Raw genomic sequence first — 20884 nt, 5'->3', positions numbered from 1 at the left:
GGTTTTTTTTCGTCCGTCGATCCGCATCCGGATCGGCCCGAATCGCGGGTCGCGGCGTGCATCGCGCATCGCGCATCGAACCCTAATGCTAGACTTGATCTGCCGCCGCCATCCGCTGCGCGGGCAACCTGCAACGCCAACCATGCCGGGCGCATCGGCCCGGCTCACGTGACGGGAGAAGCGCCTTATGCGTGTGGATCGCCGGATCACTCTGCCTGCGCCGCCGGGTCCTTCGTCCCCGTTCATCGCCACTGTCCTCTGCGTTGCCGCCTGGGTCGCGTGCGCCGCCCTGCCGGCGCGGGCGGAAGGCCCGTTCACCGTGTCGAGCGACCAACTGACACCCGGCGGGCGCGTCGGTGCCGCGAACGTGTTCGACCGTGGCGACTGCAAGGGCGAAAACCGCTCGCCGCAGCTCAGCTGGCGCAATCCGCCGCCCGGCACGCGTGGTTATGCGATCACGATCTTCGATCCCGATGCACCCGGGCACGGCTGGTGGCACTGGGCCGTCGCCGGTATCCCGGCGACCGTCACGAGCCTGCCCGCGGATGCGAGCGCGTCCGGCTTCCTGCGGCGCATCGGCGCGAGCGAGGCGCGCAACGACTTCGGAATCGACGGCTACGGCGGCCCGTGCCCGCCGCCAGGCAAGCCGCACCGCTACGTGATCACCGTCTACGCGCTGAAGGGGATAGACCTGCGCATCGCTCAGGGGCGCCCCGCGCCGATGTTCGAGCACGAGATCGGCACGCTCACGATCGGCACCGCGCAACTCATCGTCAATTACGGACAGTAACCGGCGGCGCGCTGGCGCAGGTTGCGTGTCGGATTGCCCGCGCCGGCGAATTTCCGTGCGCCGCACACGCGCTTTTTTCCCGTCATTTCGGCTTGCTAGACTCGCCTGCACCGGTCGCGGCATCCCGCCGCGGATCCGCCGCGCCGCCCGTCCGCGGCGCGTCACGCGGCAGGCCGCAGCGCCCGCCGTTTCGCCCCTTTCCGGAGAACGCTTCATGTCGAACATCGTCATCGTTTATCACAGCGGCTACGGTCACACGCAGAAACTGGCCGACGCCGTTCACGCAGGCGCGCAGGACGCCGGCGCGACCGCACGCCTGATCGCCGTCGGCGAGCTCGACGACGCAAGCTGGGCCGCACTCGATGCGGCGGACGCGATCGTCTTCGGCGCGCCGACCTACATGGGCGGGCCGTCCGCGCAGTTCAAGCAGTTCGCCGATGCGACGTCGAAACCGTGGTTCACGCAGAAGTGGAAGGACAAGATCGCCGCGGGCTTCACGAATTCCGCGACGATGAACGGCGACAAGTTCTCGACGATTCAGTATTTCGTCACGCTGGCGATGCAACATGGGATGGTGTGGGTCGGCACGGGCATGATGCCGGCCAACTCGAAGGCGGCCACGCGCAACGACATCAACTACGTCGGCGGCTTCACGGGCCTGCTCGCGCAGTCGCCGGCGGACGCGACGCCCGATGAGGGCCCGCTGCCGGGCGATCTCGAGACCGCGAAGGCGTTCGGCCGGCGCGTCGCCGAAGCAACGGCCCGCTGGGTGGCCGGCGCCCGCTGAACGCGTCCGCGCGCCCGCTCGATCGCGCCACGGGTGGCGCGGCGACGCGGCGCAGGCGCGTGTCAAAGGGACACAAGACGGCCCGCGGGCCGTCTTTTTTTCACCCCGTGCGATGCAGGCCCGCCGGATGACGTCTTAAAATGGCGGTTTCAGGGCGCCGCGGCTCCCGTTTCATTCAGTGAGAGCGAAATGAGCACCAAAGTTTTTGTCGACGGCCAGGAAGGCACGACCGGCCTCAAGATCTTCGAATACCTGTCGGCGCGCAACGACATCGAGATCCTGCGCATCGAGGAAGCGAAGCGCAAGGACGTCGACGAGCGCCGCCGCCTGATCAACGCGTCGGACGTCACGTTCCTGTGCCTGCCGGACGTCGCGTCGCGCGAATCGGCATCGCTGGTCGAGAACCCGAACACGACGCTGATCGACGCGAGCACCGCGTTCCGCACGAGCGCCGACTGGGCGTATGGGCTGCCGGAACTGACCCGCGCGCAGCGCGAGAAGATTCGCACGTCGAAGCGCATCGCGGTGCCGGGCTGCCACGCGTCGGCGTTCGTGCTCGCGATGCGTCCGCTCGTCGACGCAGGCATCGTCGCGCCGACGTTCGCCGCGCACAGCTACTCGATCACCGGCTACAGCGGCGGCGGCAAGTCGATGATCGCCGAATACGAAAGCGCGGCGCCGGGCGGCAAGCTCGCGAGCCCGCGTCCGTACGCGCTCGCGCTGGCGCACAAGCACCTGCCGGAAATGGCCGCGCACACGGGCCTCACGCACGCGCCGATCTTCACGCCGATCGTCGGGCCGTTCCTGAAGGGTCTCGCGGTGACGACCTACTTCTCGCCGGAACAGCTCGCGAAGCGCGCGACGCCGCAAGACGTGCAGCGCGTGTTCGCCGAGTACTACGCGGACGAACCGTTCGTGCGCGTCGCGCCGTTCAACGCCGATGCGAATCTCGACAGCGGCTTCTTCGACGTGCAGGCGAACAACGACACGAACCGCGTCGACCTGTTCGTGTTCGGCAACGAAGAGCGCTTCGTCACGGTCGCGCGCCTCGACAATCTCGGCAAGGGCGCATCGGGCGCCGCGATCCAGTGCATGAACCTCAACATCGGCGCCGCCGAGGATAGCGGTCTCACGCGCTGACCCTGCTTGCACGCGATGCAAAGCCGGCCACTGGCCGGCTTTTTATTTGCCCGTATCGGGCAATATATAAAAATCCGAATCGCGCATTTACAAATATTTACAAGCTTTCCATTGCGCGATTGCCGGCGAATTAATTCCACCCACCTTTCTCCAGTCAATCCCGAATAGGGATAAACCGGATATCGCCGCTTTAAACACTGCCGTTATACGCGGGAAGGCCTCGAGAGCCTGTTGCGCGTGGCAGCCGCCCCACTCCAGCAGCACTCTAGCGCCCTCTGCGCGTTTTAATTCTTACTGAAAGCCTCATCCGGCAAGGATTCATATCGCGACTTTTGTTTCAATCGTCTTTTTTAGACGAGTTCATCAATTGACAGCAAAAATCCGCGCAGCGACATTAGCTCGCACAATTAAACGATTGGAGACAGCGGCATGTCGCACGCCTTATCGAAGGGGGTGGCAACGGCCTTTGCCATCGCCCCTTTCCTGGTTGCATGTGGTGGAGGGGATTCCGGCGGCTCGCCCGCGCCGATCGAAGCGCCCCAATGTTCCGGATCGAGCTGCGGCACGCAAGGGCCACCGCCGTCGCAGCCCGTCAACGGCGCGCTGTGCCCGGCCAACGCCGACATCGTGAAGAGCACGTACCTCGGCGGTGCGGGTAGCGGCGAGATCGTCAGCGTCAACATCGATGCGGTCGCGATGACGTACACGCTCACGTGGCTCGAATCGCCGATTCCGCTCGCGACCGGCACCGTCACGCCGAGCCGCGCCGGCACGACGATCACCGGCAAGGTCATCCACCCGCCGACCGGCATGCTGCCGACCGCGGAGCAGACGCGCTGCGCATTCGTCCTCACGCCGGGTTCGGGCACGGCACCGAACGGCTCGACCTATTCGACGGCCGCCGACTTCAACCAGGCAAACCCGCCGATGCTGCTGGTCGGCATGGGCGTCGCCGGCGGCGGCATCCCGGGTGCGACGGTCCAGTACGACGGGCTGACGATCATCCCGGGCGTGATCCAGAACGTCGGCCAGGTGCCGAACCGCCACTTCGACTTCTATCCGTTCCTCGGCTTCGCGAACACGACGACCGACCTCACGAAGCTGCCGGGCACCTACAACGCGCTGATCTACCACCTCGTGCCGTCGGGCAACTACGCGACGAAGGGCACGAATTCGAGCGAGACGTTCGACGCGAACGGCGCGTGCACGTCGACGAGTGCCGGCGGCTGCCAGACAACCGGCAATCCGTGGACGGTGAACGCGACCGGCGGCTATCTCAACAGCGCGAAGGCGCCGCAGACCCTGCCGCAGACGCAGCTGCCGCTGATCGGCGCGACCGGCAAGTCGGCCACCGCGCACATGGTGATCGGCCAGCTCAACGGCGCGACCGTGCCGGTGGTCGTGCGCACGGGCAACGTGAACCTCGGCACACCGCCGCTGCACACCGACGCGCAGGTCGACGATGAATCGGGCATCGCGGTGCTCGGCGCGGCGACGGCGATCCAGTCGGGCGCGATCGACGGCGGCTACGCGGGCGCAGATTCCAACTTCAAGTACACGGCCGCGCTGATCCGTGGCGGCAACGCGTCGTTCATCAACCCGACCACGCAGGCCGAGGAAGACGCGTTCACGCTCGACTACGGCCAGGGCACGCCGGGCCTGCTGAACGCGACGACGACGCCGCCGAGCGGCGCGACCTATCCGTCCGCATCGGGCGTGGTGATCGCGACGGGCGGCCTGTACGCGGCGCTCATCCAGGGCACGGTGAACGGCGGTGTCACGTCGACGTCGGCGAACTCGAGCACGTCGTCGACGCCGTACTTCGGCGTGGGTGCGCAGATCAGCAAGTAGCGCTCGGGGATGCGGCGGCGGCCAACCCGCCGCCGCGCGATGCGCCGAAGGCACGAGACGAAAGCGCCCGGCACGGCGCGGGCAGCACGAGCACAAGCAATAGAAGCGGCCGACAGGGAGCCGGCCGCCTTACAAGACAAATCTGGAGGAGCAACATGAAGCGCAACCTCATTCTGGCCGCGGCGCTTGCCGCCCCCCTTCTGTCCGCCTGCGGCGGCGGCAGCGATAATCCGCCCCCGCTCGTCGAAGACCGGCTCTGCCCCGCGTCGCTCGACTACAGCACCGTGTTTACGGGTGGCGCAGGCAGCGGCGAACTCGCCAAGGTCCAGCTCGACACGACCAAGATGACCTGGCAGGTGACCTATGTCGAATCGCCGGTTCCGCAAACGACCGGCACCGTCACGCCGACGCGCGCGGGCACCGTCGACAGCGGCACGCTCACGCAGGAAACGATGCTGCCGACCAACAAGCTGAACCAGTGCGCGTTCCGCCTGAACGGCGCGAGCCTCGATTCGTCGCGTCCTGCGCGCATCTTCGTCGGCTACGGCGTCGCGGGCGGCACGATTCCCGGCAAGGAAATCCAGTTCAACGGCGTGCTCGGCCAGGCTGCCGTGCCCGACACGAAATTCCCGTACTACCCGTTCATCGGCTTCTCGTCGATCGAAACCGACATCACGAAGGTCGCGGGCACGTACAGCCATGTGGGCTTCGGTGAAGTACCGTCGCAGAAGTTCGCGCCGGCGTCGATCGACGCGAAGGTAACGATCAACGCGGACGGCACCTGGACCAAGTGCGACACGACTGGCCAGTTCGCCGGCGGTGCGTGCGTGCAGCAGGGCACGAACTTCGTGCAGTCGGCCGACGGCAGCGGCGCGTTCCAGAGCAACAACTACCAGAGCCAGCTGAAGCCGACGCTGTCGGCGACGCCGCAGGGCAAGGGCTTCATGATCGTCGGCAAGCTGCGCAACCAGCTGGTGCCGATCCTCGTGCGCACCGGCGTCGCGAACCCGAACCCGACGCCCGACAGCAATGGCGTGCCGGGCCTGACCGCCGACGACGAATCGAGCATCTCGATCCTCGCGCCGCAGACCGCGATCGCGGCCGGCTCGCAGAACGGCGAGTACATCGGCGTCGACAGCCAGTTCGACTATCGCACCACCGCGCTGATCAACAACCAGGCCACGCTGCTCGATCCGTTCCAGCCGTCGCAGGCATCGCTCGCGACCGCGCTCGATCTGGACTACACGCAGAAGGTGCCGGGCACGGTCACGACGATCCACACGGGTTCGGGCAGCACGTCGCCGACCGGCAAGTTCATCTTCACGGGTGGCGTGTTCGGTTTCCTCGACAACGCGGGTTCGACGCCGTATTTCACGATCGGCGCGTTCGTCCAGTAAGCGGAGAGAAGCCGTGATGAAGAAGACCCTTCTCTGCGCGGCGGCCGGGGCCGCCGCCCTGGCGCCGCTCGCGGCGCACGCGCAGAGCGCTGGCAGCAACGTCGTCACGCTCGGCTGGTTCCACGTGATGCCGCAGCAGAGCAGCACGCCGATGACGACCAATGTCGCGCCGACGCCGATCAACACCCCGCTGCGACTGCCGGCGTCGTTCACGTCGCCGGGCACCGGGCTGCGCACCAGCGGCGCGGATACGGTCGGCCTGACGGTCAGCCACTTCCTGACCGACCACATCGCGGTCACGTCGGTGGCCGGCGTGCCGCCGGTGTTCAAGGTGTCGGCCCAGGGGACGATCAAGCCGCCAGGACCGGCCGGCGCGCTCGGCACGCAGAACATCGGCCTCGCGTCGGTGAACCCGATCGTGAAGAGCGTGCGGCAATGGAGCCCGGCCGTGCTGCTGCAGTACTACTTCGGGCAGGCGAACGCGAAGTTCCGGCCGTTCCTCGGCCTCGGCGTCTCGTACAACTGGTTCAGCGACCTGCAGCTCAACACGAACTTCATCAAGCAGACGCAGGACAACCTCGGCGCAATTCTCGCGGCGGGCGCGGGCAAGCCGGGTACGACATCGGTGGAAGCGAAGGCGTCGTCGTCATGGCAGCCGGTGTTCAACGCGGGCCTGCAGTACAACATGACCGAGCATTTCGGGCTGATCGCGTCGGTGACCTACATCCCGCTGAAGACGACGTCGACGGTGACGATCAAGGCAGCCGACGGCACGGTGCTCGCCGAGTCGAAATCTGACCTGAAGGCCGACCCGATCATCAGCTACGTCGGGATGACCTACAAGTTCTGACGCCGGCGACGGAGGAAGCATGGACTGCCCGCGGCAAAATCGCGGGCAAAAAAAAGCCCGCCTAAGAGGCGGGCTGAATCCATATCAGAGGAGACATGGAGGAGACAGGTGTAACTATAGCGAATCGGTTTCCGCATTGCAACATTTCCGTAGAGAAAATAAGGACTTTCCCTCGAATACGCACTCTAGATCGCTAGTTTTCATCCGACCCCTTCATGTTTACCCGGTCGAGCACCTCGCCGAGCGCGGGCCGGAGCAGTTGTCTGGGAGCGTGTGCAAGCGTGCAAGCCAGGCGCGACGGGCGCAGATGTGCGAACGCCCCGCCCTCTGACGAGGCGCGGGGCGTTCGGCAGGCCGCGCGGGCCTGAATCAGTGACGGACCAGCGCCATCATCGCGCCGAAGCCGACGAAGATGCCGCCCGTCAGCCGGTTGAAGATCTTCGCGACGCTCTGGCTCTTCAGTGTCGCGCCGATGCGCGTGCCGAACGACGCGTAGACGAGATACCAGCTCACCTCGATCACCGCGAACGTGACGACGAGGATGCCGAACTGCGGAAGCGTCGGCTCGGCTGCGTTGATGAACTGCGGCAGCAGTGCGGCCGCGAACAGGATCGCCTTCGGGTTGCTGCCGGAAACCAGGAAGCCGTTGCGGTACAGCGCCCAGCGCGACGTGCTGGGCGCGTGGCGCGCCGCCGGTTCGGCGTCGGCCGCCGGCACCTCGTCGGCGCCCGAGCGCCACGCCTTCACGCCGAGATAGACGAGATAGGCCGCGCCCGCGAAACGCAGCGTGTTGAACATTGCCGGCCATGCCTCCAGCACCGCGCCGAGGCCCGCCGCCGATACCGACAGCATCAGTACCATCGCGGTCAGGCAGCCAGCCATGGTCGACGACGAGCGGCGCAGCCCGTGCCGTGCGCCGTGAGTCATCACGAGCAGCATGTTCGGACCCGGAATCGCCGACACGACGAACACCGTCGCCACGAAAAGCCACCACGTATGCAAGTTCATCACCGCCTCAGCCGAAAGAGAAACAAAATGTTAATTATGCCGCGTGTGCCGCGCGTCTGTCCCGCGCCGGCTCAGCGGCCCGCGCGGCGCAGCGCGACTTCGCCGAGCACCGCGAAGTCCTGTTCGCCGCCGCCGTGCGCGAGCGCATCGAGCAGGCTGTCGCGCACGACGCTCGCCACCGGCAGCGGCACCGCCGCAGCGTCGCCGGCTGCCAGCGCGAGCCGGACGTCCTTCAGCCCGAGGCGCGCCTTGAAGCGCGCGGGTTCGTAGCGCCGCTCGGCGATCATCCCGCCATAGCCCTCGTAGACCGGCCCCGGGAACACGCTGCTCGTGATCACGTCGAGAAAATCGCGCATCGCGACGCCGTGCGCGCCAAGCAGCGCGGATGCCTCGCCGAGTGTCTCGATCGCCGATGCGAGCGTGAAATTCGCCGCGATCTTCGCGACGTTCGCATGCTGCGGCAACGAGCCGAACCGCCAGGTCTTCTGGCCGATCGCGTCGAACAGCGGCTGCACGCGGTCGATCGCCTCGGCCGGGCCGCCGGCCATGATCGTCAGGCGCGCGGCGGCCGCGACGTCCGGGCGCCCCATCACGGGCGCGGCAACATAGTCGAGGCCGCGCGACGCATGCGCGTGCGCGAGCGACTCGGCCAGCGCGACCGACACCGTCGCCATGTTCACGTGGATCAGGCCGCGCGGCGCCTGCGCGAGCAGCGCGTCGTCGAACACTTCGCGCGCGGCCGCATCGTCGGCAAGCATCGAGAACACGGCATCGCCGCGAAACGCGTCGGCCGGCGACGCGACGATCTGCGCGCCGAACGCGGCGAGCGGCTCGGCACGCTCGCGCGACCGGTTCCAGACCCGCACGGCGTGCCCCGCCTTCAGCAGGTTCGTCGCGATCGCCTGCCCCATTTCGCCCAGCCCGATAAATCCGAGATCCATTTCCCGCTCCTTCGACCCGTGAAGCGGGGAGTTAAACACAGATAGCGGCGACCTGCAGCACCGGCGAGCGGCCGTGCGCGGTGCGATACTGCGCGGATGGCGACCGCGACCTTCCGCTTCCACGGTGAACTGAACGCGTTTCTCTCGCGCGCGCAGCGCGAGCAGGCGTTCGCGCATGCGTTCGCGCGCGACGCGACGGTCAAGCACGCGATCGAGGCGCTCGGCGTTCCGCATACGGAAATCGGCCTGCTCTGCGTGAACGGCGCACCGGCCGCGCTCGACCGGCCGCTCGGCGACGGCGACCGCATCGACATCCATCCGCAGCGCGCGCGGCCGGCGGACGCATCGCCGATGCCGCAACCGGACCGCTGGTGCTTCGTCGCCGACGCGCATCTCGGCGGCCTCGCGCAGCTGCTGCGCCTGGCCGGCTTCGACACCTGCTACGACAATCACTACCGTGACGACGAGCTCGTCGCGCTCGCCGCGCGCGAAGGCCGGACCGTGCTGACCCGCGACCGCGAGCTGCTGAAACGCCGCGCGGTGGTGCGCGGCTGCTACCTGCACGCGCAGCAGCCGGCCGAGCAGTTGCGCGAGCTGTTCGCGCGGCTCGACCTCGCGCCGCACATGCGGCCGTTCCGGCTGTGCCTGCGCTGCAACGCGCCGCTGCACCCGCTCGATGCGGCCGACGCCGCGCCGCGCGTGCCGGCCGGCGTCAGCCAGCGGCACCGGCGCTTTGCCGCGTGCGACGTGTGCCGGCGCGTGTTCTGGGAAGGGTCGCACTGGCGGCGCATGCGCACGGTAGTCGACGCGATGCGCGCGCCGCCGCCCGGCGCGCCGGATGCACCGGACACGGCGGACACCTGAAAAAAACAAAACCCCGCGTGCCGAAGCGTGCGGGGTTTCGCGACGGGCGGCCGGCGGTGCCGGCCCCGACACGGCGTGCTTAGTTCTGCGAGCCTGCGTCGTTCGTGCCGGCGGCCGAAGCGGCTGCGGCCTTCGCCTTGCCCTTTGCCGAACCGTGTTGCTTCAGCTGGTGCTTCGGCTTGCTGTGATCCTTCTTGGCCGGTGCCGGCGCAGCAGCCGACATGTCGGCTGCCGGCGCGGACGCCTGTGCGAATGCCGAAACCGATGCGAGAGCGAATGCTGCGGTCATGATCGAAGCGAGCGTCTTCTTCATTGTTCTTCCTTTAGCGGAGAAAAAGTCAAACGTACCGGTAAGAGATGCGAGGCATTCGCATCGGAACATCAGTCGCGCCGGGTTGCCGGTCACCGCCGGGCGGGTCGGCTCTCGCCGTTTCGCCTCGACAAATACTGACGCACTGGCTCCATAACGCACCGTCTGCACGGCGAGTTGACACGTTGCCTGCATCCCTCGGGTTTCCCCGGGTGCGCGGGCTTCGGGCCCGCGCAACGCGCCGCCGGGACCTGTGTCAATCGTCCGACAAACCGGCTCTCGTGGCCGCCGCGGCAACGCTATACTGGCCTCCTTCCGTCCCAACCGGATCGCGGCCGGTCACGCGACCGCCGCCGTCACGAGGCGCCCAAATTGCCCGATCACAATCTGGACAAACTGAAAATCGACCGGCGTCCGATCGCGCCCGCGCCACGCCGGCGCCGGTGGATCCGCTATGCGGTCGCCGCCGCGCTCGTCATCGTCGCGATCGTCGCCGCGCTGGCGCTCACCGGCCGGCCGGCGGTCGACACGACGTCCGTCACGTCCGCCTACCCGTACCAGAACGACACCCAGCTCAACGCGACCGGCTACGTCGTGCCGCAGCGCAAGGCCGCGGTCGCGTCGAAGGGCCAGGGACGCGTCGAATGGCTCGGCGTGCTCGAAGGCACCCGCGTGAAGAAGGACGAGATCATCGCGCGGCTCGAAAGCCGCGACGTCGAGGCATCGCTCTCGCAGGCGCTCGCCCAGGTGAAGGTCGCCCGCGCGAATCTCGGCGTCGAGCAGGCCGAACTGAGGGACGCCGAGATCGCGCTGCGCCGCACCACGGTGCTCGCGCCGAAGGGCGCGGTGCCGGCCGCGCAGCTCGACACCGACACGGCCCGCGTGAACAAGGCGCGCGCGTCGATCAACAGCGACCAGGCCGCGATCGCGTCGGCCGAAGCGAACGCGCAGGCCGCGCAGGTCGCGGTCGACCAGACGGTGATCCGCGCGCCGTTCGACGGGATCGTGCTCGCGAAGCACGCCAATGTCGGCGACAACATCACGCCGTTCTCGTCCGCGTCCGACAGCAAGGGCGCGGTCGTGACGATCGCCGACATGGACACGCTCGAGGTCGAGGCGGATGTCGCGGAATCGAACATCGCGAAGATCCGCGCCGAGCAGCCGTGCGAGATCCAGCTCGACGCACTGCCCGAGATGCGCTTCGCGGGCCGCGTGTCGCGCATCGTGCCGACCGTCGACCGCTCGAAGGCGACCGTGCTCGTGAAGGTGCGTTTCGTCGACCGCGACGAGCGCGTGCTGCCCGACATGAGCGCGAAGATCGCGTTCCTGTCGAAGCCGGCGACGCCGCAGGACCGGCAGCCGGTGACGGCCGTGCAGGCGAGCGCCGTGGTCGAGCGCGACGGCCGGCCGGTCGTGTTCGTCGTGAAGGACGACACCGTGCATGCGGCGGCCGTGACGACGGGCGCACGGATCGGCGAGCTCGTCGCGATCCGCGGCGTGAAGCCCGGCGACACGGTCGTGCTGGCGCCGGGCCCGAAGCTCACCGACGGCGCGAAAGTGACCGTCGCGAAGAAATAGCGTGGCCCGCGTGAACGACGCCCCGCCGCCCCTCGTCGAGATCAGCCACGTCGCGAAGTCGTACCGGCGCGGCAACCAGATCGTGCCGGTGCTGACCGACATCACGCTCGACATCGGCGCAGGCGACTTCGTCGCGCTGATGGGGCCTTCGGGTTCCGGCAAGAGCACGCTGCTCAATCTCGTGGCCGGCATCGACCGGCCCGACAGCGGCGAGCTGCGGGTGGGCGGCCTCGACATCTCGCGGCTCGAGGAAGCGCAACTGGCCGAATGGCGTGCGGCGAACGTCGGCTTCATCTTCCAGTTCTACAACCTGATGCCCGTGCTCACCGCGTTCGAGAACGTCGAACTGCCGCTGATGCTCACGCACCTGTCGCGCCGCGAACGGCGCGAGCGCGTCGAGCTGGTGCTCGACATGGTGAACCTCGGCGACCGGACGAGCCATTACCCGTCCGAGCTGTCGGGCGGTCAGCAGCAGCGCGTCGCGATCGCACGTGCACTGATCACCGATCCCGTGCTGATCGTCGCCGACGAGCCGACCGGCGACCTCGACCGCGCGTCGGCCACCGACGTGCTCGCGATGCTGCAGCGGATGAACGCCGAGCTCGGCAAGACCATCATCATGGTGACCCACGATGCGCACGCGGCCGGCGCCGCGCAGTCGCTCGTGCATCTGGAAAAAGGGGAGCTGATCGATGGGCACGCCGCCTGACGGACGGGAGCGCGCGCGATGTACGTGCTGAAGCTGATCGCGCGCAATGCGCTGCGGCACCGGTTGCGCACGCTGCTGACCGTGCTCGGGCTGACCATTGCGGTGCTGGCGTTCGGGCTGCTGCACACCGTCGTCGACGCGTGGTACGCGGGCGCGGCCGCCGCCTCCAGCGGACGGCTCGTCACGCGCAACGCGATCTCGCTCGTGTTCCCGCTGCCGGTCAGCTACGAGAACCGGATCCGCGGCATCGACGGCGTGACGGCCGTGGTCCGCTCGAACTGGTTCGGCGGCGTGTACCGCGACCCGAAGAACTTCTTCGCGAGCTTCGGGGTGTCGGACAACTACCTCGACCTGTATCCGGAATACATCCTCCCGGCGCAGCAGCGCGCCGACTACGACCGCGACCGCCGTGGCTGCCTCGTCGGGCGCCAGCTCGCGACGCAGTTCGGCTTCAAGATCGGCGACGTGATTCCGCTGAAGGGCACCATCTATCCCGGCACGTGGGATTTCGTCGTGCGCGGGATCCTCGACGGCCGCGACGACTCGACCATCACGCGCCAGCTGGTGTTCCACTGGGAATACCTGAACGAGACGGTGCGCAAGCGCACGCCGAAGCAGGCCGACCAGGTCGGCGTGTTCATCCTCGGCGTCGCGCACCCGGACGACGGCGCCACGATCGCGCGCAACGTCGACGCCGTATTCAAGAACTCGCTCGCCGAAACGCTGACCGAGACCGAGCAGGCGTTCCAGCTCGGCTTCGTCGCGATGTCGAACCAGATCATCGCGGCGATTCGCCTCGTGTCGTACGTGGTGATCCTGATCATCATGGCCGTGATGGCCAACGCGATGGCGATGAGCGCGCGCGAGCGCACCGCCGAATACGCGACGCTGAAGGCGCTCGGCTTCGGCCCCGGCTTTCTCGCGCTGATCGTGTTCGGCGAATCGGTCGTGATCGCGGTGGCCGGCGGCGGGCTCGGGATGCTCGCGACGTCGCCGGCCGCGCGCCTCTTCAAGCAGGCCGCGGGCGGCATCTTCCCGGTGTTCAGGGTGTCGACCGAGACGATGGCGCTGCAGGCCGCCTGCTCGGTCGCGGTCGGCATCGCGGCCGCGATCGTGCCGGCGTGGCAGGCGGCACGCGTGCGCGTGGTCGAAGGCCTGCGGGCGATCGGGTAGGCGCATGGCGATTCCGCTCACGTATATCGCGCGCAACCTGTGGACCCGGCGGCTCACGACCGCGCTCACCGCCGGCGGGATGGCGCTGGTGATCTTCGTGTTCGCGACGGTGCAGATGCTCGACGCGGGGCTCACGCAGACGCTCGTGTCGACCGGCGAGCCGGACAACGTCGTGGTGATCCGCAAGGGCGCGGAAACCGAGATCCAGAGCGCGATCGACCACCAGCAGGCCAACGCGCTCGAGATGCATCCGGCCGTAGCGCTCGGCCCCGACGGCCGGCCGCAAGTGTCGAAGGAAGCGGTCGTGCTGATCTCGCTCGTGAAAACGTCGACCGGCAAGCCGTCGAACGTCGTGATCCGCGGCGTGTCGCCGGCCGGCCTCGCGCTGCGCCCGCGCGTGAAGCTCGTGGCCGGCCGCACGTTCACGCCCGGCTCGTCGGAGATCGTCGTCGGCAGCGCGATCGCGAAAGGCTTCAGCGGCACCCAGCTCGGCGACCGCCTGCATTTCGCGCAGCGCGACTGGACCGTCGTCGGCGTGTTCGACGCGGGCGGCAGCGGCTTCGATTCGGAAATCTGGGGCGACGTCGATCAGCTGATGCAGTCGTTCCGGCGTACCAGCTATTCGTCGATGGTGCTGCGCATCCCGAGCGCCGACGGCTTCGCGCGCTTCAAGGCAGACATCGACGTGGACCCGCGGCTGACCGACGAGGCGAAACGCGAGCAGACCTTCTACGGCGACCAGTCGAGGGCGCTGTCGACCTTCATCAACATCCTCGGGATCACGCTGTCGACGATCTTCTCGATCGCCGCGATGATCGGCGCGATGATCACGATGTACGCGTCGGTCGCGAACCGCACCGCCGAGATCGGCACGCTGCGCGCGCTCGGCTTCAAGCGCATGAACGTGCTCGCCGCGTTCCTGCTGGAGGCGCTGCTGCTCGGCTTCGTCGGCGGGGTCGCGGGGCTCGCGTGCGCGTCGCTGATGGAGTTCGCGTCGTTCTCGACCACCAACTTCCAGACCTTCTCGGACCTGTCGTTCCGTTTCGTGCTGACGCCCGCGATCGTCGTGAAGACGCTGCTGTTCTCGCTGGTGATGGGGCTGGTCGGCGGATTCCTGCCGGCGATGCGTGCCGCGCGGCTGAACATCGTCGACGCGCTGCGCGCGCAGTGACGCGCGCGGCCGCTCACGCCCGGCGCTCGCGCGGCACCCACGCGCCGTGGAACCCCGCCGGCACGCGGCGCGGCAGGTGCACCGTCGCGACCGGCGCCGCATCGATCTCGCGCGCATCGAGGATCACGACGTCGCTCGTATCCGTCGCCGCGCGGTAGACCACCACCAGCAACCAGCCGTCGTCCTCGTCGGTGCCGCCCGGGCGCGGCACGAACACCGGCTCGCCGTTCTGGTCGCCGGCCGGCACCGCGTAACGCGTCGTCGTGCCGCGCACGTGGTCGAAGCGCATCACGCCGCGCATCTCGGCGTTGTTCGGCTGCTCGACCGCATACAGATAGCGGTAGCGGCGCCCCGTCCGGCTTTCGTTGATGCGCGGCAACTCGATGCCGCCGTCGGCCAGCGGCCCTTCGTCGATCAGCCCATTCGCCGTATCGATCACGTAGCGCCACAACTCGCCGACCGGGTTGTCGGCAAAGCGGCCGGTGCGCGCGTCGAGCCGCAGGAACCACGGATAGCGCACCGCATCGAGCACGATGCACGACTCGTCGCAGTCGTACGCGTTCACGACGTGCTGAATGAAGCACGGCTCGATACCGAACCAGCGCACGTCGCCGCCGTGGCGCGGCATCACGCCGATCCGCGCGTCGCGCTCGTCGTGCCAGCGCAGCGGCATCCGGTGCCCCTGCTTCAGCATCGCGAAGTCGTAGCCGACGTTCAGGTCGAGCAGCAAGCTGCGGGTTTCGGTAATCGCGAGGTCGTGCATCATCGACGGCGCGCGCACGTCGACGGTGAGGTCGACGCGCTGCACGCCCTGCGCGTCCGCGACGCCGTAGCGCAGCCACGGCGCGCGCCAGTCCGCGCGAAACAGGATCAGTTCGCCCGTGACCGGATCGATCTTCGGATGCGCGGTCATCGCGCCGCCGAACGCCGCGTGCCGCGCGGGCGCACCGAGCGTGTCGAGTGCGGCCGTGATCGCGAGCGGCGCGCCGCCCTCGGCCAGCGCCAGCAATTCGCCGGCGTGCTGCAGCACGTGCACGTTCGGATTGGTGTCGGGCAGGTGCGGCGCCCGATCCGGCGCGTGCACGTCGGCCCAGCGGCGCGTGCGCACCCAGCGGTTCCGGTAGCCGGCCGCGCGCCCGCGTTCGAACGCGATCGCGTGCAGCATCGCCGCCTCCGGCCACCACGACAGCACGTCGGTCCCGTCGAAACGGCCACCCGGCGGGTTCGGGCCGTTGCGCAGCAGCGTGCCGTCGAGTTCGGGCGGGATCGTGCCGGTCACCCGCAGGTCGACGCGGTCGGCTTCGTCTGCGACCGGCGCGAGCGCGCCGCGGTTCAGGTCGAACGTCGTCATCGTGTCGCGTGCTCCGTCAGCAGTCTTCGGTCGACGGCGGCAGATCGCCACGTGCCAGCGCGAGCGCATGGTCGCGCACGTCGTCCGGCCAGCCGGCGATCAGTTCGGCCAGGCGCGCGAGGTCGTTCGCATACAGCGCACGCGCGGCCTCCTCGAAAGCCGGCAGGTCGCCCGCGATCGCGGACATGAAGTGGTAGGCGCGCGCCTGCGCGTCGCGGCGCCGGTCGGCCGCCGCATGCGTGCGCCGGGCGTCCTCGACGAGCTTGCGCAGCGCGACGGACGCGCCGCCCGGCTGCGCGGCGAGCCAGTCCCAGTGACGCGGCAGCAACGTGACCTCGCGCGAGACGACGCCGAGCTTCGGGCGACCGCGGCCGCGTTGTTCGCCCGCGCCGGCCGGCTCGCCGGCTGGCGCGGACGCATCGGCTGGCGCCGCCGCGTATCGCGTGCGGACGTCGTCCGCCGTGCCGCGCAGGTCGAGGTCGATCGAGCGGCCCGTCGCGTCGTCGAAGATCACGATCGTGCCGGACATCGCGTCGCCGGCGGCCTGCCGGACCGCGAGCGCCACCGTCGCGAGCGGGCCCGACGCGACGCGCCGGTGGCCGTCGAACGCCGTGTAGGAAGGGAGGAGCATGGAAGGAGTCATCGTGGTCGCCCGCAGGCAGGAAAGAGTGACGCTATTTTTATCCGGGTATAAATTGGATGTCAATATCACCCGGGTAAAAAACAGGTGCTCGACGCAAGCGATCGATTCAAATCCTGAATCGATCAAGTCAGTAATTGGCATGCAAACGCAAATTTCGCCATGACAGAATGAGCCGGACGCCCTGCCCCGGCATCGGCGTCCGGCCGGCAAGACCACCACGAAAAAACGCGCGCATTCGACGCGCAGCCGCACGACGGCACCTTCCGCCCTTCGGAGGAGACAGTCATGAATCCGCTTCACGCATTGCCGGCGTCCGCGTCGGCAACGGCCCGGCGCACCCGCGTGCGCTGGCTCGTGCTGACCGTGCTGTTCGCGGTCACGACGATCAACTACGCGGATCGCGCGGCGATCGCAATCGCGGGCCCGGCGCTTGCCCGCGCGATGCATCTGAGCCATGTGCAGATGGGCTTCATCTTCTCGGCGTTCGGCTGGTCGTACGTGGTCGCGCAACTGCCGGGCGGCTGGCTGCTCGACCGCTTCGGGTCGCGCATCGTCTATGCGTTCAGCATCTTCTTCTGGTCGCTGTTCACGCTGCTGCAGGGCGGCATCGGCTTCTTCAGCGGCGCGGCCGGGTTCGCGCTGCTGTTCGGGCTGCGCTTCCTGGTCGGCGCGGCCGAGGCGCCGTCGTTCCCGGCCAACAGCCGGATCGTGTCGACCTGGTTCCCGGCCGCGGAGCGCGGCACCGCGTCGGCGATCTTCAACGCCGCGCAGTATGCGGCGACCGTCGTGTTCGCGCCGCTGATGGGCTGGCTCGTGCACGCGTACGGCTGGCAGTCGGTGTTCGCGGTGATGGGCGTGCTCGGCTTCGCGTTCGTGCTGGTGTGGAACCGCACGATGTACGACCCGAAGGTGCATCCGCGCGTCAACGGCGCGGAGCTCGACTACCTCACCGAAGGCGGTGCGCTCGTCAACATCGACCAGGCGACCGGCACGCGCGACGGCGGCCCGTCGATGCAGCACGTGAAGGCGCTGCTGCGGAACCGGATGCTGGTCGGCGTGTACGTCGCGCAGTACTGCATCAACGCGCTCACCTACTTCTTCATCACCTGGTTTCCGGTCTATCTCGTGCAGGCGCGCGGGATGTCGATCCTCAACGCGGGGCTCGTCGCGTCGATCCCGGCCGTGTGCGGGTTCCTCGGCGGGATCCTCGGCGGCATCGTGTCCGACGCGCTGCTCAAGCAGGGCCGGTCGCTGTCGGTCGCGCGCAAGGTGCCGATCGTGATCGGCATGCTGCTGTCGATGTCGATGATCGTCTGCAACTACACCGATTCGCACGTGCTCGTCGTGCTGTTCATGGCGCTGTCGTTCTTCGGCAAGGGGCTCGGCGCGCTCGGCTGGGCCGTCAACGCCGACACCGCGCCGCGCCAGATCGCGGGCCTGAGCGGCGCGCTGCTCAACACGTGCGGCAATCTTTCCAGCATCACGACGCCGATCGCGATCGGCTATATCGTCGACACCAGCGGCTCGTTCAACGGCGCGCTGGTGTACGTCGTCGCGCACGCGCTCGTCGCCGTGATCTGCTACCTGTTCGTCGTCGGCGAGATCCGCCGCGTCGAGCTGAACTGAATGGCGCGGGCCGCGCCGGCGCACCCGGCGGCCCGTGCATGACCGGAACCAGGAGCGAACCGATGTCCGAATCCCGCCGTGCCGGCACCCCGCGCGTCACGCGCATGCAGGTGATTCCCGTCGCCGGCCGCGACAGCATGCTGCTGAACCTGTGCGGCGCGCACGCGCCGTATTTCACGCGCAACCTCGTGATCCTCGAGGACAGCAGCGGCCACACAGGCGTCGGCGAAGTACCGGGCGGCGAAGGCATCCGCCATGCGCTCGAACGGATGACCGATCTGGTGGTCGGCCAGTCGATCGGGCGCTACCAGGCGACGCTCAACGCGGTGCGCGCGGCGCTGTCCGGCGCCGCCGCGGGCGCCGGCCGCACGATCCGCCACGAAGTGACGTCGGCCGGCGAAGCGGCCGTGCTGCGCCAGCCACACGAGATCAACCTGCGGCTCGACAACGTGATCACCGCGATCGAGGCCGCGCTGCTCGACCTGCTCGGCCAGCATCTCGACGTGCCGGTCGCGGCCCTGCTCGGCGAGGGCCAGCAGCGCGACGCGGTGCCGATGCTCGCGTACCTGTTCTACATCGGCGAGCGGCGCCGCACCGACCTGCCGTATCGCGACGAGACGCACGCGGCCGATCCGTGGTTCCGGCTGCGCAACGAAGCGGCGCTGACGCCGGCCGCGATCGCGCAGCAGGCCGAGGCCGCGGTCGAGCGCTACGGCTTCGTCGATTTCAAGCTGAAGGGCGGCGTGATGGCCGGCGCGGACGAGATGGAAGCGATCGCGGCGATCAAGGCACGCTTTCCCGACGCGCGCGCGACGCTCGACCCGAACGGCGCGTGGTCGCTCGACGAGGCCATCGCGCTGTGCCGCGGGCAAGGCCACCTGCTCGCATATGCGGAGGACCCGTGCGGGCCGGAGGCCGGCTACTCCGGCCGCGAGGTGATGGCCGAATTCCGTCGCGCGACCGGCATCCCGACCGCGACCAACATGATCGCGACCGACTGGCGGCAGATGGATCATGCGGTGCGGCTGCAAGCGGTCGACATCCCGCTCGCCGATCCGCACTTCTGGACGATGCAGGGCTCGGTGCGGCTCGCGCAGCTGTGCCGCGACTGGGGGCTCACGTGGGGCTCGCATTCGAACAACCACTTCGACGTGTCGCTCGCGATGTTCACGCATGCGGCCGCGGCGGCGCCCGGCACGATCACCGCGATCGACACGCACTGGATCTGGCAGGAAGGCGACGCGCGGCTCACGCGCGAGCCGCTCGAGATCGTCGGCGGCCAGGTGGCCGTGCCCGAGCGGCCGGGGCTCGGGATCGAGCTCGACATGGCGCAGGTCGAGGCCGCGCATGCGCTGTACCGGGAGGTCGGCGGCACGGCGCGCGATGATGCGATGGCGATGCGGTATCTGGTGCCGGGGTGGGCGTACGATCCGAAGCGACCGAGTTTCGGGCGGGGGTGATTGCGGCGGGCCGGGGAACGGGCGGGATGGTGGGCTGAACCGGCGCTCAGCGGGGGCGGTGCCGGGCGTCGTGTGCCGGCTACCGGATCGGCAAGGTGATCTCGCGATTACCAAACCGCACAAACGGCCGCATCCTGCCGGCTGCCCGATCCGCCGACTCGCCGACCGCCGGCGTCGCGAACGGATCGGCGCGATCCGTCCAACAGAACAAGAACCGCCCGCGATGAAGCCCCTCGACCCGACCCTGCGCCTGCTCGTCGTCATCGTGCCCTGCTCGATCCTGTGCCTGCCGGCCAGCACGACCGTCGCCGGCTATGTCGCGCTCAGGATGACGCAGAACACGTCGCACTTCGAGGGCGGCGCCGGGTATGCGTGAATCTGGCTGACGATCCTGCTGAGCTGCGCGTTCCATGCGCTGGGCATCGGCATCTGCGTGCTGTTGCGGAAAAGGCTCGCGCTGCTTGCGATCGTCGCGGCGGCGTTCGTCGCGTTGTCGGTGCCGACCTTCAAGACCGTCAATGAATGGCTGAACTAGCCGGCGAACCAACGGACGTTCAGAACGTTTCGAGCCGCGGGCCAGCCTCTAATCGTCTTCGCGGCGCGCATCCACGACCCCGGTTCGAACCCCACAGCGCCAGCTTCCGGATCGATTGTTTCACGCCTGAAACACGACGTGCCGCGCGAGGTTTCGTCCGGTGCACTTCGATCGCGACACAGCGCAACCGGGATCCGGAAGCCCGGCCCGCACCGCTCACGCGTTACAGGACTGAAACAATTCCGACGGCGAAATCGCAATCGCGCGCGAAGCGGCGACCCGCGGTCAGCCGGCAGGGCGTTTCCAGGTACATGGCACGCTCCCTGCATGCGTCGTCAATCGTCTCGCCAGCCCAAAGTCAGAAGATTTGAGTCAACGCTGGTTGGACGGCGCACGTAGACGCCATACACTCAAATAGTCGTTTCGTATTCGGGGCGAATATGAAAACCAGAACTCAAGCCGCATGGCCGGCGAATTCGGGGTTGAGCAGCATGCTGCGCTCATTCTGTTCGGCATTGCGAAGAACATGCCGTCTCGATATCCATTTCCGGATCCCGCCCGCGCATTCCCGCGGTCGCGGCCACACCCTATCTGCACCGCCCAGCCATTTCGAGCCCTTTGCTGGCGCGGCCTGCGCAACCGTCGTCGCACATCCGCCGCACCGTCGAACACGATCGAATTTCGGAATGTGATGGGCGGC

Annotated in this window: 20 protein-coding genes; 15 read left to right on the top strand and 5 right to left on the bottom strand. The window is 68.3% G+C overall.

Going from position 1 to position 20884, the window contains the following annotated elements:
- The first annotated feature begins 187 nt into the window (after positions 1-187).
- The 6 genes from GEM_RS01110 to GEM_RS01085 all read left to right on the top strand — a co-directional run bounded on the left by GEM_RS01110 (position 188) and on the right by GEM_RS01085 (position 6815).
- Positions 188-790, top strand: a complete 603-nt coding sequence (locus GEM_RS01110) for a YbhB/YbcL family Raf kinase inhibitor-like protein (protein WP_014895621.1) — start codon at positions 188-190, stop codon at positions 788-790.
- Positions 791-1004: 214 nt separating this feature from the next.
- Positions 1005-1577 carry a flavodoxin family protein gene (locus GEM_RS01105; protein ID WP_014895620.1) on the top strand — a complete coding sequence of 191 codons (573 nt, stop codon included), beginning with the start codon at positions 1005-1007 and terminating at the stop codon, positions 1575-1577.
- A 189-nt stretch (positions 1578-1766) separates the two neighbouring features.
- Positions 1767-2717, top strand: coding sequence for an N-acetyl-gamma-glutamyl-phosphate reductase (gene argC, locus GEM_RS01100; RefSeq protein ID WP_014895619.1), 951 nt, complete (start codon positions 1767-1769; stop codon positions 2715-2717).
- A gap of 429 nt (positions 2718-3146) precedes the next feature.
- Positions 3147-4568 carry a DUF2957 domain-containing protein gene (locus GEM_RS01095; RefSeq protein WP_014895618.1) on the top strand — a complete coding sequence of 474 codons (1422 nt, stop codon included), beginning with the start codon at positions 3147-3149 and terminating at the stop codon, positions 4566-4568.
- A 155-nt stretch (positions 4569-4723) separates the two neighbouring features.
- Positions 4724-5965 carry a DUF2957 domain-containing protein gene (locus GEM_RS01090; RefSeq protein WP_014895617.1) on the top strand — a complete coding sequence of 414 codons (1242 nt, stop codon included), beginning with the start codon at positions 4724-4726 and terminating at the stop codon, positions 5963-5965.
- A 16-nt stretch (positions 5966-5981) separates the two neighbouring features.
- Positions 5982-6815: an OmpW/AlkL family protein gene (locus tag GEM_RS01085; protein WP_014895616.1), complete on the top strand. Its 834-nt coding sequence runs from the start codon at positions 5982-5984 to the stop codon at positions 6813-6815.
- Between the two features lie 369 nt (positions 6816-7184).
- Here GEM_RS01085 and GEM_RS01080 read toward each other — a convergent pair whose 3' ends face one another.
- On the bottom strand, positions 7185-7823 hold the full coding sequence (locus GEM_RS01080) for a LysE family translocator (RefSeq protein ID WP_014895614.1): 639 nt from the start codon (positions 7821-7823) through the stop codon (positions 7185-7187).
- Positions 7824-7894: 71 nt separating this feature from the next.
- Positions 7895-8941 (bottom strand): NAD(P)-dependent oxidoreductase, encoded by a 1047-nt coding sequence (locus tag GEM_RS01075; protein WP_272148362.1) that lies wholly within the window; start codon positions 8939-8941, stop codon positions 7895-7897.
- Between GEM_RS01075 and GEM_RS01070 the strand changes: the two genes are divergently transcribed.
- Positions 8861-9628 carry a Mut7-C RNAse domain-containing protein gene (locus GEM_RS01070; protein ID WP_014895612.1) on the top strand — a complete coding sequence of 256 codons (768 nt, stop codon included), beginning with the start codon at positions 8861-8863 and terminating at the stop codon, positions 9626-9628. The two genes, GEM_RS01075 and GEM_RS01070, sit on opposite strands and share 81 nt — an antisense overlap.
- A gap of 79 nt (positions 9629-9707) precedes the next feature.
- Here GEM_RS01070 and GEM_RS01065 read toward each other — a convergent pair whose 3' ends face one another.
- Positions 9708-9941, bottom strand: coding sequence for a hypothetical protein (locus GEM_RS01065; protein WP_014895611.1), 234 nt, complete (start codon positions 9939-9941; stop codon positions 9708-9710).
- A 369-nt stretch (positions 9942-10310) separates the two neighbouring features.
- Here GEM_RS01065 and GEM_RS01060 point away from each other — a divergent pair, with 369 nt between their 5' ends.
- The 4 genes from GEM_RS01060 to GEM_RS01045 are packed head-to-tail and all read left to right on the top strand — an operon-like array spanning position 10311 to position 14569.
- Entirely contained in the window at positions 10311-11516 is a 1206-nt protein-coding gene (locus GEM_RS01060) for an efflux RND transporter periplasmic adaptor subunit (RefSeq protein ID WP_014895610.1), read from the top strand.
- Between the two features lie 10 nt (positions 11517-11526).
- Positions 11527-12225, top strand: coding sequence for an ABC transporter ATP-binding protein (locus GEM_RS01055; protein WP_041490578.1), 699 nt, complete (start codon positions 11527-11529; stop codon positions 12223-12225).
- 18 nt (positions 12226-12243) lie between these two features.
- A complete protein-coding gene (locus GEM_RS01050; RefSeq protein WP_014895608.1) occupies positions 12244-13398 on the top strand; it encodes an ABC transporter permease in 1155 nt (384 codons plus the stop codon).
- A gap of 4 nt (positions 13399-13402) precedes the next feature.
- Positions 13403-14569, top strand: a complete 1167-nt coding sequence (locus GEM_RS01045) for an ABC transporter permease (protein WP_014895607.1) — start codon at positions 13403-13405, stop codon at positions 14567-14569.
- A 13-nt stretch (positions 14570-14582) separates the two neighbouring features.
- Here the strand turns inward: GEM_RS01045 and GEM_RS01040 are convergent, their stop codons facing one another.
- Both GEM_RS01040 and GEM_RS01035 read right to left on the bottom strand, forming a co-directional pair.
- Positions 14583-15920: a carotenoid oxygenase family protein gene (locus GEM_RS01040; protein WP_014895606.1), complete on the bottom strand. Its 1338-nt coding sequence runs from the start codon at positions 15918-15920 to the stop codon at positions 14583-14585.
- Positions 15921-15936: 16 nt separating this feature from the next.
- Complete coding sequence (locus GEM_RS01035; RefSeq protein WP_041490422.1) at positions 15937-16563, bottom strand: DUF2239 family protein; 627 nt, start codon at positions 16561-16563, stop codon at positions 15937-15939.
- Between GEM_RS01035 and GEM_RS31715 the strand changes: the two genes are divergently transcribed.
- From GEM_RS31715 to GEM_RS32080, 4 genes are all read left to right on the top strand, one after another.
- Positions 16550-16726 (top strand): hypothetical protein, encoded by a 177-nt coding sequence (locus GEM_RS31715; protein WP_187293249.1) that lies wholly within the window; start codon positions 16550-16552, stop codon positions 16724-16726. The two genes, GEM_RS01035 and GEM_RS31715, sit on opposite strands and share 14 nt — an antisense overlap.
- A gap of 122 nt (positions 16727-16848) precedes the next feature.
- On the top strand, positions 16849-18189 hold the full coding sequence (locus GEM_RS01030) for an MFS transporter (RefSeq protein ID WP_014895604.1): 1341 nt from the start codon (positions 16849-16851) through the stop codon (positions 18187-18189).
- Between the two features lie 62 nt (positions 18190-18251).
- Positions 18252-19649, top strand: a complete 1398-nt coding sequence (locus GEM_RS01025) for an enolase C-terminal domain-like protein (protein ID WP_014895603.1) — start codon at positions 18252-18254, stop codon at positions 19647-19649.
- A gap of 223 nt (positions 19650-19872) precedes the next feature.
- Entirely contained in the window at positions 19873-20025 is a 153-nt protein-coding gene (locus GEM_RS32080) for a hypothetical protein (protein ID WP_014895602.1), read from the top strand.
- Positions 20026-20884: the final 859 nt, after the last annotated feature.

Origin of the sequence: Burkholderia cepacia GG4 (genome assembly GCF_000292915.1) — a bacterium.
GTDB lineage: Bacteria > Pseudomonadota > Gammaproteobacteria > Burkholderiales > Burkholderiaceae > Burkholderia > Burkholderia cepacia_D.
The sequence above is the reverse complement of the archived record's forward strand: the minus strand, read 5'-3'. Positions and strand labels throughout refer to the sequence as shown.